Raw genomic sequence first — 16,438 nt, 5'->3', positions numbered from 1 at the left:
ACCCCTTAAGTTGACGCCATAGTGGTGAACGGAAACGTAACGAATGGATACCAAAAGTGGCCTTTACAGTTGCAATAGAAAAATAGCGTTATATTAATTATTTAGTGCTTCTTAGCGCTTCTTCTAAGAACTTACTAACTAATGACGCATTGGCCTTCCCTTGACTTTTTTTCATAATCTCTCCCATGAACATAGCTAGTAACCCTGACTTTCCATTTTTGTAAGCAGCTACTTTGTCTGGATAAGCGGTAAGTACCTCTTCAACTAGCGCTTTTAGATTAACCTGGTCATTATCCTGTATGAGATCTAACTTTTCTGCAAGCGCCATGGGGGTTGTCTCTAAGTCTTGCAATAAGATAGGAAAGATTTGGCTAGCTGCAACAGAAAAACGGACCATGCCACTTTCTACTAATGTGATTAGTGCTACAAAACGGTCTACAGTCAGTGGAAAGCTATCTAAAGATAGAGAAAGCTCATTAAGATAACCTTTAACAGGACCTAGCAACCAGTTCGCTGCAGCTGTATAGTAGGTAGTATGGCCACATAGTTCGTCAAATAAGATTGCAAACGCCTTATTTTCAGTAAGCACAGAAGCAGTGTAATGGGAAAGACCATATATCTCTATAAATTTTTTAAAATAAGCCCTTGGCAATAAAGGCATGGTCTTACGAATGCTTTCTATCCATTCTTGGGAAACCCATATAGGCGGTATGTCTGGTTCTGGAAAATACCGGTACTCGCTAGCTGTTTCTTTGGCACGAAGACTAAGGGTTTCGCCTGAAGTAGCTTGAAAGTGACGTGTCTCTGCTATGACTGGCTCACCAGCTTCTAATAATGCTATTTGGCGTTCTATTTCATGGGCTATGGCCAGCTGAACATTACGCATAGAATTCATATTTTTAACTTCTACTCTGGTACCCAACAGCTTAGATTCTTTTAAGGCTACTGAAATATTGGCATCGCAACGCAGAGAAGCCTCTTCCATATTACCATCACAGATATCTAAATAGCGAACCAGTTTTCTAATTTCAGATAAAAACTGATAAGCTTCCTCTCCTGTTGTGATGACTGGCGCAGTAACCAATTCTAACAAAGGTGTACCTGCTCGATTATAATCCAACAAGGTAATATCCTCCACCATGCCATGTAGAGATTTACCGGTATCTTCCTCTAGATGCATACGGATGAGTGGAATTTTTTTTTCTTCCCCTTCATTTGAATAAATAGTTACAAATCCACCGCGGCAAATAGGAGTAGTATCTTGTGTAATTTGAAAACCTTTTGGTAAATCTGGATAGAAATAACTTTTTCTTGCAAAGAAATTTAAATCTGTAATAGTTGACTGGCAAGCTAACCCTAACTTTATAGCATAGTAAAAGGCTTTTTTATTTACCCTAGGCAAGGTACCAGGATAGGCCAATGTAACAGGACTAAGATTCGTATTAGGCAGGGCACCATATTCTGCTCTATCTGAAGAAAACATTTTACTATCCGTAAGCAATTGAATATGAATTTCTAACCCAATAACTACTTGATATTGCTCTTTTATACTTTCATCCATAGGTTTTTTCTGGTTTACGAGATATATTTCGCCTTGTCAAGATCAGCTATAGAAGGCCATTTTTTCAGGAGCGTGATAGGGCTGCACAAAAAGCAAAAACGCGCCCTTGGAAAAAGTTACGATCAGAAAGCGCCGTTTACAGATGAAAAGAAAAACAGTTGTAGGGAGCCCAATTGCAGCGCAGCTCCTGTTTTTACAGCTTTAAACTGTGCTTTCAGTAACTTTTTTCATCAGCGCTTGATTTTTTGGCTAATTTTTTATCAAGACAAAAGTAGCTTGAAAAGTTCCTTAAAATAAATTACAAGCACCTTTGACCTGGTTAGTCGTAACGTTTTAGTTCAAATTTTTCTCCAAGATAAAGTTTTCGTACTTGCTCATCTTCTGCCAATTCCTCTGCAGTACCTGCTTTAAGTAAAGTACCTGCAAACATCAAATAAGCCCTATTGGTAATTGAAAGCGTTTCATCTACATTATGATCTGTAATAAGCACCCCAATATTGTTGTGCTTAAGCTTGGCTATAAGCAGTTGGATTTCTTCTACAGCAATAGGATCTACACCTGCAAAAGGCTCATCTAGTAAAACAAATTTAGGTTCAGTAGCCAATGCCCTGGCTATCTCTGTACGACGACGTTCTCCTCCAGAAAGCACATTCCCCTTATTTTTCCGTATGTGGGTAATGCTAAATTCTTCTAATAAGCTATCTAACTTTTCTTTGCATGCTTGTTTGGAAAGACCACGCATTTCCAATACAGCCATGATATTGTCCTCCACCGTTAATTCTCTAAACACAGAGGCCTCTTGAGGTAAATAACTAATACCTTTTTGCGCGCGCTTATATAGCGGCAATCGGGTGATGCATTTATCATCTAAATAAATATTGCCGCCATTGGGTTTGATAAGGCCAACCGTCATATAGAAGGTAGTAGTTTTACCGGCTCCATTCGGACCAAGTAGTCCCACAATTTCACCAGAATCAACCGTCAGTGAAATGCCCTTTACTACCTTACGACCTTTGTATTCTTTGATTAATGAATCAGCACGAAGTTGCATAGAAATATTTGTAAGGAATTGGTATCGTACGCTTACGTAACGAAAGTAGGCCCAAAAATCAAGCCCCTGTGTAAAAAAGTGGCTACTATTATTTTGTGCTTGGCCCTAATTTAAGAGAAAATATGGATTTTACTACTATTGAGCCTCTGTTCTGAGAATCTCTCATCGAGTATAAAGGTAAAAAAGCATATATTTAATCCTAAATCCAACAAGAACTTTAGTTAAGTAGGTAAAGCCTACTTTGATTGGATAGGTTACGCCATTAAACATAAACATACATACTGCATTGCAATTTTTAGTAGAAGATCAAGATCCATATTGCAAGGCTAGGGCAGGGCTAATCACTACCAGTAGAGGAACCATTCGTACGCCTATCTTTATGCCAGTAGGCACCATAGGGTCGGTAAAATCTATTACCCAGCAAGTATTACAAGACCAATTGGATGCCGATATTATTTTAGGCAATACCTATCATCTCTATCTACGTCCAGGCACTGAGGTATTGGATAAAGCAGGAGGACTCCATGCTTTTATGGGTTGGAATCGTCCGATATTAACAGATAGCGGAGGTTATCAGGTCTACTCTCTTGCCAATAGCCGCAAACTTACAGAAACAGGGGTTACCTTTCGTTCCCATACAGATGGATCTAAGCATTTATTTACCCCCGAAAGTGTGGTGGATATTCAACGGAGCATTGGTTCTGATATTATGATGGTATTGGATGAGTGTACCCCTTATCCCTGTAGTTATAATTATGCAAAAGCTTCTATGGAACGGACCCATCGTTGGCTCAAAAGAGGCATAACCTATTTTGATACTACCTTAACCGAGCAGTATGCCCATCAAACCCTGTTTCCAATTGTGCAAGGTAGTGTTTATAAAGATTTGCGCATACAATCTGCTGAAACCATAGCTGCAGCCGATAGGCCTGGTAATGCCATAGGAGGCGTATGTCATCCTAACGGTCAACTCTATGAAATTACAGAACTGGTTTGTTCGATTTTACCCAGCTCTAAGCCACGCTATTTGATGGGTGTCGGTACGCCACGTGATCTTTTAGAATGTATTGCACTAGGTGTAGATATGTTTGACTGTGTCATGCCCACTCGTAACGGACGCAATGGTACCTTATTTACCACAAAAGGCATAATAAACATTAGAAATAAAAAATGGGCGCATGACTTTAGTCCTATAGATGCTGCGTTAGGTGGTCCAGTTAGTGGTTATTACTCAAAAGCCTATTTGCGCCACTTGATTACTTGCAAAGAGCTATTAGGTGCTCAACTGGCCAGCGTGCACAACTTAAATTTTTATCTATGGTTGGTGCGTCAAGCTAGAGAAAAGATTCAGCAGCATAACTTTGTTGCATGGAAAAACAACATGCTTACAACCATCATGGAAAAAATCTAATCAAATCAAAATGAAGCTACTAGATCGATATATTTTCCAAAAGTTTTTTTCCACTTTTTTGGTTACGCTCACCATCTTTACCCTGCTGATTATCATTATTCACGCAGCAGAAAATGTAAGCAGCTTTAAAAAACATCACCTCTCTTTTAGTGAGATATTTAATTATTATTGTGTGCTAATGCCTTACATGGTAAACCTGTTGTCTCCTATTATTGTATTTGGGACCACGATCTGGGTAACCACTAGACTATCCAGACGATCAGAAATTATTGCCCTATTAAGCGGGGGTATTAGTTTTAACCGTATCCTAACACCTTATATGGTTATTGCCGCTTTACTTACCGGAGCCAATTTTTATTTAACAGGTTGGTTATTGGCCAGCGCCAATAAGGAACGCATTAAGTTTGAAACAAAATACCTCGATTTCGATATGGGATTCTCTGATCGATCAGACTACCTGCAAATCAAGGTAGGACCTGATCAATACCTCTATATTAGGAAATACCATGGTTACAATAATACGGGGTATGATGTAAGCTTAGATACCTTTAAAGATCATGCGTTAGTAGAGCGGCTACATGCTGAAAAGATAAGATGGCTAGCCAAGGAACAAACATGGATGCTACAATCTTGGGAGAAGCGGATTCTTTTTCCAAACTATGAGGAACTTACATCAGGTCATAATTTACGCATTTCCTTGGATATAGATCCAGAAGATTTTTCTATTAATCCTAATCTAAGAGAGGGGTTAACTTTACCTGAATTAGATTTGCACATTCAAAAATTGATCTATAAAGGTAATGAAAGTGTCCGTTTTTTTATAGCAGAGAAACATATTCGATATATGACACCCTTTGCTATTATCATTCTTATTGTATTGGGGTTTTTAGTAGCTGTACATAAACCTAGAGGGGGAATAGGAAGACGCATTACTTTAGGCTTTGTACTGGCTTGTTTGTATATAGTCCTCTTTTTATCTGCCAAAATTGTAGCAGAAACACAAAGCGAACATCCTATCCTTGAGATATGGCTACCTAATATTATCTTTTCTATTCTATGTACCATATTTTATCGACTAGTACCCAAGTAGTAGTAGCATTTGAATGGTTGCTACACACTATTCATACCAGAGTAAAACACTTAATAAACAAATTCATTACTTTATTTGCGCAAATAATTGCTATATTCGTGCAAATCTTGTTGCTATTATGTTATTGCTTATTGTATAGATAGCGTTGTTTAACCAAATGCCACACCATGAAAACCAAGGTGCTTATTCTCACCGCAACTGAGCCGGGTAATTCTTTTCCAGAAAATTTTAGTTGTTGGTGTGCGGGTGCCTTAGAAGCAAAAGGGTGTGATACAGCATTAGAAACAGTCAGTTTAGAACAGTTAATACAATCTTCTTACACTAAGCCCTTAAAAATTAAAGAAGAAAAGTTAACCGCCTTGGAAGATACCTTGTCCATAATAGAAAAGTTGGTACTCATTCTTCCAGAACAAAACAATATGGTACCAATTGGGTTAGATAATTTTATAGAATTACTTTCTACCCATACAAAGAAACACAACTATACCTTCTGTAGGTTAATAGCAATTGTTATGGATCCTGATCATAATCATGGTCATGACCATGATTATGAGAAACAAAACGGGTTGTTGTTCCGTTATCCACTCCATAAGTTAGACATGCTTTTTGGTTCAAATTTTAGCGCCAATCGTATACAAATTAAAAATAGCCCAACGGGTAATATGTGCCCACTCTTCGCAGAATCTTATAGCGATCTTTGCCAGTTGGTTCAACAAATTTTGGCTTAATTTCTTTTTTCTTTACTATATTGCCATAAAAGAAAAAACGCGCTTACAAGTTCTTTATTCCCTTTTACTTAAAAATTTTTTAGTATGTCTACCAACTATATGGATAATAAATTCGGGTTGCCTAAGCCAGATTTTCAAGGGCTACCTAAAAAAAAAGTTATATGGCCTCTTTTGATTGTTGTAGCCATTATAGTCATCCTTATTGCCGGAAAAGTAGGTTATACTTTTTACTGGAAATCGTTTGGTTCACAAAAAACGCTTCTGCCCACTGAGCCACAAGATAATAGTAATGCTATAGATCATGCCCAAAATTCTACCAGATCATCGTCTGTCCCGTGTAGGCAAACGACTGCAACAGGAACAAGCATAAACACCAATGATAGGACAAAAGCTAGGGTAAAACAGAGTATTAGTGCGACTAAAAAAAAGCTGGTAACCAAACAAAACAGCCCATTGGTAAAACCAGGGACCTATCAAGAATTAAAGGGACCTCAAGGGATATATCACCTGGTAGTTTTCAACCATTTAGACAAGCCATCTGCTATGAAAGAAGTGCAAAAGCTAATCAGAAAAAACTTAGGTGTTTATCTTATTTTACCTAGAATCGATAAAGGCGAAAAGTACTATCGTGTTACGATAGGACATAGTAAAACTGAATATGAAGCAGATGAAAAACTTAAAGCATTTAACTCAACATTCAAATTGCAGGCAAAATATAGTAACATATTTGTTTTTAAGTATTAACTCTTTATATTTAATTTGATTTTTGTACCTGTTCAAGTCAGTGGCAAATAAGATGTTTTTTGCTTACTTTTTTCTTGATAAAAAAGTAAGCAAAAAATCAAGCCCTGGGTAAAAAATTGCTGAAAGCAGCCCTAGCAGCTGGAAAAACAGAACCCGCCCGATTCGCGGGCTTCAAACAGGCTGTTTTTCTATTTCAGCTGTGAGAGCTGCTTTCTGATCGAAACTATTTTACAAGGGGCGTTTTTTTCTTTACGTACGCTGCCATAGTGGTAAATAGATACGCAGCTTTTTACCCATACTAGACTGCTTTCTGGCTTTTTTATGCTGCCAAGTTTGTGGAAAGAAAAAGACCCAAAAAGCTCAGCCTGCTAGGTCTGCATTAGGGCTTTAAACACTGGCTACTCTTGCAACTTAGCAGCAAAAGTAACCTTTGAAAAAGATCTATATAAATATAGTGTATCATAGTTTTATGAATATTTACAACGCACACACCCTCTTAGGCCTTCTTTTAAAAGGTGGTTGGTTAATGTTTCCGCTCGCCTTATTATCTTTAATGAGCGTTTACATAATATTAGAACGTTTATTGATCTATCGCAAATACTTGAATTTCCCCACCAGTTTCTTGGAAGCAATAGAAACACAATTGAACGAAGGAGACCTCTCAAAAATAACCCATTTATGTAGCCAGCAAGATAATATTATACAAAAGGTAATGAGTAAGGGTATAAGGAAACGACAAGCTTCAAACATTGCATTGATTTTAGAGAGCGAGTCTAGTAGAGTGCTATCTTCTTTAGAAGAAAAGCTTTCTTTATTAGCTACTATTTCTGGAGCAGCACCTATGATTGGCTTCTTAGGTACCGTTACCGGTATGATTCAAACATTTATGGTTATTTCCCAAGAAAAGGATCATCTCTCTTCTCAAGTTTTTTCAAGTGGCATTTATGAAGCAATGGTGACAACTGTGGCAGGGCTGGTGGTTGGTATTATAGCTTATTTAGGTTATAACTATTGCATTGCCCAGATCAATAAGGCTACAGCAAAGTTGAACTATATAGTCAATCTTTTTTTAGCCAATATTAGATAAAGTATAGCCATTTACTCTAGAATAGATAAAAATGAAAATCAGTATAAAAAATAAAATAGATCCCTCATTTAGCATGGCGTCTATGACTGATATTATATTTTTGCTATTAATTTTTATATTGATTACAGCAAGCTATAGCCCTAAAGCGCTTCCTGTTGACTTACCCATAAGCACCAATGAAAAAACAGCGTCGGCGCCAGTCAATGTAACTATTACAGCCAAATTAGCCTATTACGTAGAGGGGAAACGTGTTACTTTTAATCAACTGGATCATGTGTTACAAAACGCACTAACCAAGACATCAACTAAAGTTGTTGTACTACACATAGATAAAAGGCTGGCTATAGCCCATATGGTCAAAGTAGCTGATATAGCTAATAGGTTAGGAGCTTCTGTTTCCATAGCAACGGAGTTTGAACATAAACCATGAAAAATAACGCTTTATTGTCTCCTAATGGACAGAGTATAGCTCTATCGATCGGTTTACATCTATTGATGCTAGGGTTAGCCTACTCTATAAGGTCTATGCCTGTTTCAGGCGCATCTAGTGGCCAAGCTTATAGAATTGGTTTACAATCCACTATTGCTTACATACCTAAAAAGCATCAAACCATTCAAAATGAAACGCAGCAATACCCAAAACCAGCCAATACATCAGATAACCAAAGTGATACACTGTCTAAGAATAGGCTAAAACGTAGTTCTGTGCGCCCACAACGCAGATGCCAAAATCAACCAAGTATTACAAAAACAGCAGAAAAAATTCCCAAATCCCATAACAACCCCATAATAATAGATGAGCGTGGCTTATACAAGACCACTAACAATGGTACCAAACAAACAGGGGCTAGCCTCGAATTAAGAGGTTGGGATTGGGATGTAGTCCCTAATCCAAATGATACTACAGAAGAATCTGGTAAAATAGTTTTTGAAATTAAGGTAGATAAAAATGGTGAAATTATTTCTATTCAAACCATCGAAAAAACAGTTACCCCTATGGTAGAAAAGATCTATGCAGATGCACTACGTGGCCTCACCTTTAGTAAAACAACTGATCATAGCGCTCATATTTCTACCGGTAAGGTTACTTTTATACTAGTCGTAAAGTAAAGTAATATATTATGATAAAAAAATTGATTAAGAGTGACCTAATAAAGATTAGTTCTATAGCAGCTTTGTAAAAAGCAAAAAAGTTACTAGATTTGTAAAGTCTGTTCGTTAAAAAACATCTTATTCGTAAAATATATGCTTATGTTTTTGCCTGCTCACAAATTCCTTTTACCCAAGCCCTTCCAATCTATCGTGAGGTTCTGCTTATTATTATGCTTTACTTACACGATAATGGGTAGTTGCGGTATGGCTCTTGATGATCAAGGAGAATTTATAGGTCACCATAATAATTTAAAATGGAAAAAAGATATTCCATTAGATATGGTTTTCATTCCAGGAGGTACATTTTTAATGGGAGGAGGGGTCAATCAAGGCGTCGTTGCCAAAACCAATATTACACAAACTACAACTGTTGGGCCACTCTATGTAGATGTAGCACCAGTTACCAATGCAAAATACCAGAGGTTTCTAGAGCTTGTTCTAGCTAATCCAGGGGAATATGGGTTAGAAGAAGCCTATATTAAAAACAAACTAATCCCTGATATAACCGTTTGGAAAAAAGATTTTCCTTTTATGTTTATGGATGATTCATTTGGCGAAAACTATTGTACAGATCCTCGTTTTGCTAATTATCCTGTAGTGGGCATTACGTTGGAAGCAGCCCAACAATTTGCCCGTGTTCGTTCTATCTATAGGAATAAATATTTAGCCTCCAATGGGTTACCTCCCTCTCCTGATTTTAGACTCCCTACTGCTGCTGAATATGAGTATGCTGCAAAAGCAGGGCGTCTATCTGGGCAATATCCATGGGGGGGACCTACTGTAAGAGATCAAAAAGGTAAACTCCTGGCTAATTTTCAGGTTACCAAGGGAGACTATGCAGCATCTGGTTACACCTATACTTCGCCAGTCAAGGCTTTTCCACCCAATGCCTATGGGCTTTATGATATGGCGGGTAATGTAGCAGAATGGTGTGAAGATCAATACAGCCCCTTGTTAATACATAAGAGTGGGACCATGTTTTCTCCCGATAGAGATCAAGAAGACAGCCTATTTAGGGTAATTAAAGGTGGTTCTTGGAAAGACTATGCCTATTCGTTACAAACAGGTGCTTATGATGGTGAGCATAAAGAGGTAGCGCGCTCTTATATTGGCTTTAGATGCGTTATGTCTGCTCTGTAACTTTTTATGGTAGCCATAATCTTTTTGACTATTTAAAATTCAAAAATACCATGAGACATCATCTAGTAAATACTAAATTTAAAGATAAATTTTATAGTGACATAATGCCCTTCATCTACAATATTGGTGCCGCTATTGTAATATTTGGAGCTATGTTTAAGCTATTGAACCTACCTGGAGGCAACCTTATGTTAGGGCTTGGACTTTCGACAGAAGCTTTAATTTTTCTTTTAGGGGCCTTTGAACCTAAGGAACAAGCGATAGATTGGTCGCGCGTATATCCTGAATTGGCTCCTAATTATAGACCTACTTTACCCAATAATGGTCCCAAGATCTCTACCATTACGCAAAAGTTGGATGAATGTTTGCAAAAAGCTTCCATAGATCACTCTTTATTAGAAAACTTAGCGCTTACTATGCGTCGTTTTTCAGAGAATATGGCTAATGTTCCTTCTTTTGCTAATATTAGTCAAGTTACAGAAGCATATGTTCATCATGTAGGGCAAGCTAATCAAGGAATTGGAGATATGGCTCATGCCTTAACCTCCATGAACGACCTCTACAAAAAAGCCTTAGCACGTATGGAAGAACAGGCTACACAGACTAGCATGTTATATAACCATTTAGAAACCACTTTACAAGCTATGGAAATAGCCGGTAAGGAAGCAATCAATTTTAAGCAAGAGCTCGCTTCGCTAAATGAAAAAATAACTGCTTTGAATGCAATATATGCTAAGACATTAACCGCTTTTAAAAGCTAAGTAGTGTATAAGCTATTAAGCAATCATTCCTGATAAAATTGTTAAGTGTTATGGCTAAAGGAAAGTTAACGCCTAGACAAAAAATGATAGGATTGATCTATTTGGTGCTAACAGCCATGTTGGCACTACAGGTCAGCTCTAGCGTATTGGATAAGTTCATCGTACTAAGTAACAGTATTGATAACAGTAGAAGGCTTCAATTAAAACAAAATCAACGTTCGATTCAAGCATTAAAAAATGCAGTGAGCGACATGGGCAATCGTCCATCAGACCTAACCATACTCCGACAAGTGACTGCTATGCATCAAGACACGGTAGCCTTGGTTGATTATATTGATGGTTTAAAAAAACAGCTCATTGATGCCGAGGGGGGGCTAGATAAGGCTACTCAGTTACCTAAAGGTCTTAAAAGCGAGGCTACAGTAGCCCATTTTATGTTCCATAAAGGTGAAGGGAACATACTAAAAAGTAAGTTAAAGAACTATATAGTACAACTATCTAAGCTAGCCAATAAACCTTATACCCCTATTGCTTGTGACGCAAAAGATCATCCGTTTTTTAGTCATAATCCCAACCAAGCTCAAAAAGATTTTGTGGCATTAAACTTTGGCCATACCCCTCTTGGTGCTGCATTGGCTACATTAAGTCAGTTCGCTGCTGACGTAGTAACTACAGAAGCCGATGCCATCAGCACATTAGGCGATACGATTGGCTCCTCCGACGTCAGATTCGACACCCTTAAATTACTAGCCAACACGAAATCCTATATTGTTGCCGCTGGCAGTCGGTATGAAGCAGATTTAATTTTAGCAGCCTCTTCTTCTGCTGTTTCTCCAGAGATGTTTATCGATGACCAACCTATTATAGTAGAAGAAGGGATAGGAAAAATCTCTTTTACAGCCACTCCTGGTACCTATGACAGTCATGGATTCGCTAAAAAAACTTTTAAAGCAGCCATAAAATTGAAACTACCTGGGGGCAAGCAATCGATTATTACACAAGAGATCCCTTATTTGGTTGCTAAGCCAGTCATTCAAGTAAAAGCAGCTACCGTACAATCGCTGTATCGCAATTGCGGTAACGAGTTAGATATTCAAGTTCCTTCTCTGGGAGTTGCCTACAAACCTGAATTTAAGGTAACAGGTGGCCAAGTGATACCTAGCGCTAAAAAAGGAGTAATCACAGTGATTCCTAAGGCTAAAGAGGTTAAAATAACTGTATATAACCAAACCCATTTAATAGGTACAGAATCTTTTATGGTACAAGATATTCCTACTCCACAAATTTGCATCACCACTAAAAATAAAACCATTGACATGAAATCAGGGCTTCCTGCACCCGGGCCCAGGGTACTTGAAGTGAACGTAGTACCTAACAAACATTTTCAAGATTTTTTACCTAAAGATGCCAGGTATCGGGTAGCAGAATGGGTGGTTACCTTAGCACGAGGCAGTCGGCCTATTCATAGCTTAACCGTCACGAATAGCGTTGCAGATTTACACGCCATTGCGTCACTTGCCAAGCCAGGTGATCGCTTGGTTATAGAAATAAAAAAAATAGAAAGGCAAAACTTTAAAAATGAAGTTGAAACTATTATAGATAAATCCTGCTTCAACATTTTAATTACTTAATTGTATACCATATGTTTATAAAACAGTCATTTTTGGTTCTACTTGTTTGGTTGGTCACCCATTTTCCATCCTATGGTCGTGTAGATCATTTGTCTCAAAGCTACAATCCGCATGCTACTCGGCCGATTCCGAGGGCCTATATTTTGTACGCAAGAAAAGTTTGGCGAGAAATTTATTTAGATGAAAAACAAAATCAACCATGTTTTATGCGTGGCAAAGAGATTTCTAAAGTCATCATAGATGGTGTAAAAAATAAATTATTGCTTCCTTACAAGGATGATACACTCACAGAAGTAATGACTGAAACTGCCTTTTTGAAAAACTTACAAATTCCAGATGAAGAGGCTACTGCACCCAACACCTCTCATGAATTTTTTCCACATCAAATTTCTACATTAAGATTAGTAGAGCATGTAATTTTCAATAAAATCATTGCTAGGCAAGAATATGATATTGAATCTATTCAATTAATTGTTCCTGGCAGAAATAATCCCCCTACCTATTTAGATCATACCATAGCTACGTTTAAGTACAAAGATATAATAGATTATTTTAACAAGCTTCCTTTTGAGTTGGTTACTTGGTATAACGCAGCTAACGCTGCAGAAAACTTAACCTGGACAGATGCTTTTGACCTTAGATTATTTTTGCCTGGTAGTAGGATTATAAAGGTAAGCAACTTAGGTGATGCTACTGTAGATGAAATCTATGAAAAAAAACCTGGTGACGGACAAGGGCTGATTGCTTCGCAGAAGATGGCAGTAGAAATTGATGTGGAACTAGAGGAATTTATGTCTGAACATTAGTTTATGGCATTGTTATAGCTCAGTGCTACAAAGGAATATAGCTGCTTACAAGTAACTGTTCAGCCAATGGCGTCAACTTAAGGGATTTTTAATTATTTTTATTTGATTATAAGGCTTTTTTATCTTACTTTTTTCTTGATAAAAAAGTAACCAAAAAATCAAACGGTGATGAAAAAATTGGCTGAAAGCTTCGTTTACAGCTGGAAAAACAGGAACCTCTCTGCAATCCCCCCGGCAACTACTTTTCTTTTCATCTGTAAACGCCGCTTTCTGATCGCACTTTTTTCAAAGGGCGCGTTTTTTTACTAGCATAAGCCATAGTGGTGAACGGAAACTTGTACCTAGCCTTACTATATTGTTGAATGAATAGGATATTATTATTTTTTTTTATAGATTTGCCTAATTATTTTACTATTTTTTGATGCATATACGCAAGGCTGTAGCGATTCTAGGAAAAACAGCTATTATAAATATTTTCGATTAGAAATCACCTATTAGAGCTAAAAAAACACAACTTAACTGCTGTGCTGGCTCAAACAAACTGTTTTTATAATCAGCTCTAATAGGTGATTTCCGAAACTTTTTACAGAGAGCTTCATTTTTTTCACTTTTTTATCGAGAAAAAAGTCGGATAAAAGCTGGTTCTGACCGCTGAGCTGAACAAAAGCTAAGCAAGTTGCTTATTGAGCTATCATACGACTTTATGGATATGAGCTGGGCGGACACTGCTCATCATAACCTTTTTACAAAAAATGTTTTTTGTACCTATTCGTGAGACAATCCTGAATAGATAGACAATTTTTTAAGTAGTAGGGGTTACCATACTAAAACTCGGAATAAGAGATTATTAAATCCTGTTTTTTGATTTGTAATTGACTGCATCATACAACTCAATTCTTAAGTCACTTATATGTATAATATAAAAAAAAAATTAACCAATTATAACAAATCTATTATCTTATTTAGTCTACTATTATTGAGTAGTAATGGGGGATGTGGGTCACAAAAACAAGGAGCCAGTCTACAGCCAAAAAACAGGTGGCTTAAGGGTAAAGAACAAAAGCCTAAAAAAGAATCTGAAAAAAACAAGCAGCAAGAGGAAGAAATCAACAAGCTAAAGGAAGAAATCAAAAGGCTAGAAGAAACAATCAAGGAGCTAGAGCAAAAAAAGGAAGGGCTAGAGGAAAACAACCAACCGATAGCGGAAAACAACCAAGAGCTAAAGGAAAAAATCAGAAAGTTAGAAGAAACAATCAAAGAGCTAGAGCAAAACAAGGAAACGCTAGAGGCAAAAATTCGAAGTCTAGAAAATAACACCCCAGTAAACTACGATACAAGTCTAACAAAAGACAATAGCAGTCTCCTAGAGCAACTCGCTGAAACAAAAGCGCAACTCGCTGAAAAAGAAGGGCAACTCGCTGAAAAAGAAGGGCAACTCACTGAAACAAAAGCGCAACTCGCTGAAAAAAACACGCATATCAATAAGATAGAAAATGAAAATCAAAATCTAAAACGAAAAATTGAGAACCCAGAACAACTATTAACTAAACCAAACCAACCAAAAACCGAGTATCTCAATAAGCTAAAAGACGAACCTACTACAAACACTACAAAAAACAAGAAAAACAAGCAGCTAAAAAAGACAGAAACGCAGCTAAAGAAGACAGAAACGCAGCTAAAGAAGACAGAAACGCAGCTAAAGAAGACAGAAACGCAGCTAAAGAAGACAGAAACGCAGCTAGCGGACAAAAAACAGCAGCTAGCAAAGACAGAACAGCAGATGAATGATGTCCAAACGGATCTATTGCAAAAACGTAAGGTGCAAGACGCAACCAAGAAAAAAATCCAGGAAATAACAAAGGAAAATCAAAAAGACGAAAAAGAACTCAGGGAACTACAAGAGAAGAATAAAAAAATAAAGCAAAAAATCAAGGAAATAACAGGTAAAAATAAAACAGAGCAAGCAAAACTCACAAAGCTAGAAAAAATATATAAAGAAAACGAGGAAAAATACAATAAGCTAACAGAGAAACATGAAACAAACAAGACAAAATTACAGGAACTAATAGAGCAAGATGAAGCAACCGAGAAAGAAATCAAAAGGCTAACACAAAAAATCCATACACTAACACAAGAAAAGAAGAAAATAGAGGGTGATATCAAGAAACTAGAAAAGGGAAATCAAGCAGACCGTGCACAAATGAAGAAAGAAGAAAATGAAAGAAAAAAAGCCATCGAAACAGTAGAAAAAAGAGCAGGAGAGCTAGAAAATAAACAACATGAGAAGGCAGATAAGGAGCTAAAAGAGAATCTAGAGAAACAAGCACAGCTAATGGCTAATAACATCAAAAATATATTTAGTAAAATAGAACCAACGCTATTAGGAACAAAGAAGAAGAGTAAAGAGACAAAAAAATTGTTAGAGAAATTAGGATCTGAGATAGGAAAACTTGCAAGAGATGAAGTAGTAGGTACTATATTACCCAAACTTAAAAATGCATCCATAAAAGACCTAATGGATGATGCACAAATAGCATGTTACAAAGAAGAACTACTAACACAATGTTTCGCAAACTTCGATTTAAATTGGTACGCAAATTATAAACCCCTACCTCCAAAAGATTCTAAAAAGGTGGCAAGGTACACATTTTTAATAAAAGCAAAAAAGCTAATTCCACCAGAGTGGATAAATTGGATCAAGCAAAATTGGATCAATAAAGATAGTAAGCTAAAAAATTTATACACAAAATTAGAAAATAATAAAGAATTACATGCGAGGCTAAACGAGGAATCATGGCAAGCGCTAATTAAAGGAGTAGAAGATATACTATATTCGGAACTAATAAAAAAACATATAATAGCTTTAATAGATGTTAAGAAAAAAAGACAAGAGAATCAGAAACTAGGTAAGCAACTCATGGAGGAACTAGGAACCACAGATGGCTTGGCAGCATTCATGAAACAAACAAAGAGTGGTCTGTAGAAAGCAAAATGTAATCTTATGTATCCATTCACTACTGTGTCACAAGTGCACAAAAAACGCCCCTTGTAAAAATAGTTGCGATCAGCAAGCGCAGTTTACAGATGAAAAGAAAAACAGTTGCCGGGATGGATTGCAGGTAGGCTCCTGCTTTTCCAGCTGTAAACCAAGCTTTCAGCCACTTTTTTCATCAGCGCTTGATTTTTTGGTTACTTTTTTATCAAGAAAAAAGTAACAACAAAAATTCATTTTCTACTAATTTCGTCAACGCAAACCAAAGAGTTGCTAAATATAAT

14 protein-coding genes are annotated in these 16,438 nt (G+C 37.0%); 12 read left to right on the top strand and 2 right to left on the bottom strand.

Annotation, left to right across the window (positions count from 1 at the left end):
• Positions 1-97 precede the first annotated feature (97 nt).
• A complete protein-coding gene (gatB, locus tag MUW73_RS01780) occupies positions 98-1,561 on the bottom strand; it encodes an Asp-tRNA(Asn)/Glu-tRNA(Gln) amidotransferase subunit GatB (RefSeq protein WP_243575197.1) in 1,464 nt (487 codons plus the stop codon).
• Between the two features lie 319 nt (positions 1,562-1,880).
• Positions 1,881-2,612, bottom strand: coding sequence for an LPS export ABC transporter ATP-binding protein (gene lptB, locus MUW73_RS01775; RefSeq protein ID WP_243018528.1), 732 nt, complete (start codon positions 2,610-2,612; stop codon positions 1,881-1,883).
• A gap of 286 nt (positions 2,613-2,898) precedes the next feature.
• Between lptB and tgt the strand changes: the two genes are divergently transcribed.
• From tgt to MUW73_RS01715, 12 genes are all read left to right on the top strand, one after another.
• A complete protein-coding gene (gene tgt, locus MUW73_RS01770; protein ID WP_243018527.1) occupies positions 2,899-4,023 on the top strand; it encodes a tRNA guanosine(34) transglycosylase Tgt in 1,125 nt (374 codons plus the stop codon).
• A 10-nt stretch (positions 4,024-4,033) separates the two neighbouring features.
• Complete coding sequence (locus MUW73_RS01765) at positions 4,034-5,113, top strand: LptF/LptG family permease (RefSeq protein ID WP_243018525.1); 1,080 nt, start codon at positions 4,034-4,036, stop codon at positions 5,111-5,113.
• A gap of 167 nt (positions 5,114-5,280) precedes the next feature.
• Positions 5,281-5,841, top strand: coding sequence for an NAD(P)H-dependent oxidoreductase (locus MUW73_RS01760; RefSeq protein WP_243018523.1), 561 nt, complete (start codon positions 5,281-5,283; stop codon positions 5,839-5,841).
• An 84-nt stretch (positions 5,842-5,925) separates the two neighbouring features.
• On the top strand, positions 5,926-6,585 hold the full coding sequence (locus tag MUW73_RS01755; RefSeq protein WP_243018521.1) for a hypothetical protein: 660 nt from the start codon (positions 5,926-5,928) through the stop codon (positions 6,583-6,585).
• A 469-nt stretch (positions 6,586-7,054) separates the two neighbouring features.
• Positions 7,055-7,672, top strand: coding sequence for a MotA/TolQ/ExbB proton channel family protein (locus tag MUW73_RS01750; protein ID WP_243018586.1), 618 nt, complete (start codon positions 7,055-7,057; stop codon positions 7,670-7,672).
• Between the two features lie 31 nt (positions 7,673-7,703).
• Complete coding sequence (locus MUW73_RS01745) at positions 7,704-8,102, top strand: ExbD/TolR family protein (RefSeq protein WP_243018587.1); 399 nt, start codon at positions 7,704-7,706, stop codon at positions 8,100-8,102.
• Positions 8,099-8,782: a hypothetical protein gene (locus tag MUW73_RS01740; RefSeq protein ID WP_243018588.1), complete on the top strand. Its 684-nt coding sequence runs from the start codon at positions 8,099-8,101 to the stop codon at positions 8,780-8,782. The genes MUW73_RS01745 and MUW73_RS01740 overlap by 4 nt, the downstream gene beginning before the upstream one ends.
• A gap of 246 nt (positions 8,783-9,028) precedes the next feature.
• Positions 9,029-9,964 (top strand): formylglycine-generating enzyme family protein, encoded by a 936-nt coding sequence (locus MUW73_RS01735; protein WP_243018589.1) that lies wholly within the window; start codon positions 9,029-9,031, stop codon positions 9,962-9,964.
• Positions 9,965-10,014: 50 nt separating this feature from the next.
• Positions 10,015-10,725, top strand: coding sequence for a type IX secretion system motor protein PorL/GldL (gene porL / locus MUW73_RS01730; protein WP_243018590.1), 711 nt, complete (start codon positions 10,015-10,017; stop codon positions 10,723-10,725).
• Between the two features lie 50 nt (positions 10,726-10,775).
• A complete protein-coding gene (porM, locus tag MUW73_RS01725; protein ID WP_243018591.1) occupies positions 10,776-12,356 on the top strand; it encodes a type IX secretion system motor protein PorM/GldM in 1,581 nt (526 codons plus the stop codon).
• An 11-nt stretch (positions 12,357-12,367) separates the two neighbouring features.
• A complete protein-coding gene (gene porN / locus MUW73_RS01720; RefSeq protein ID WP_243018592.1) occupies positions 12,368-13,162 on the top strand; it encodes a type IX secretion system ring protein PorN/GldN in 795 nt (264 codons plus the stop codon).
• A gap of 910 nt (positions 13,163-14,072) precedes the next feature.
• Complete coding sequence (locus tag MUW73_RS01715; RefSeq protein WP_243575196.1) at positions 14,073-16,145, top strand: hypothetical protein; 2,073 nt, start codon at positions 14,073-14,075, stop codon at positions 16,143-16,145.
• Positions 16,146-16,438 lie beyond the last annotated feature (293 nt).

This window comes from Candidatus Cardinium sp. cByotN1, assembly GCF_022810525.1.
Taxonomy (GTDB): Bacteria; Bacteroidota; Bacteroidia; order Cytophagales; family Amoebophilaceae; genus Cardinium.
This window is presented reverse-complemented; position numbering and strand designations above follow the sequence as displayed.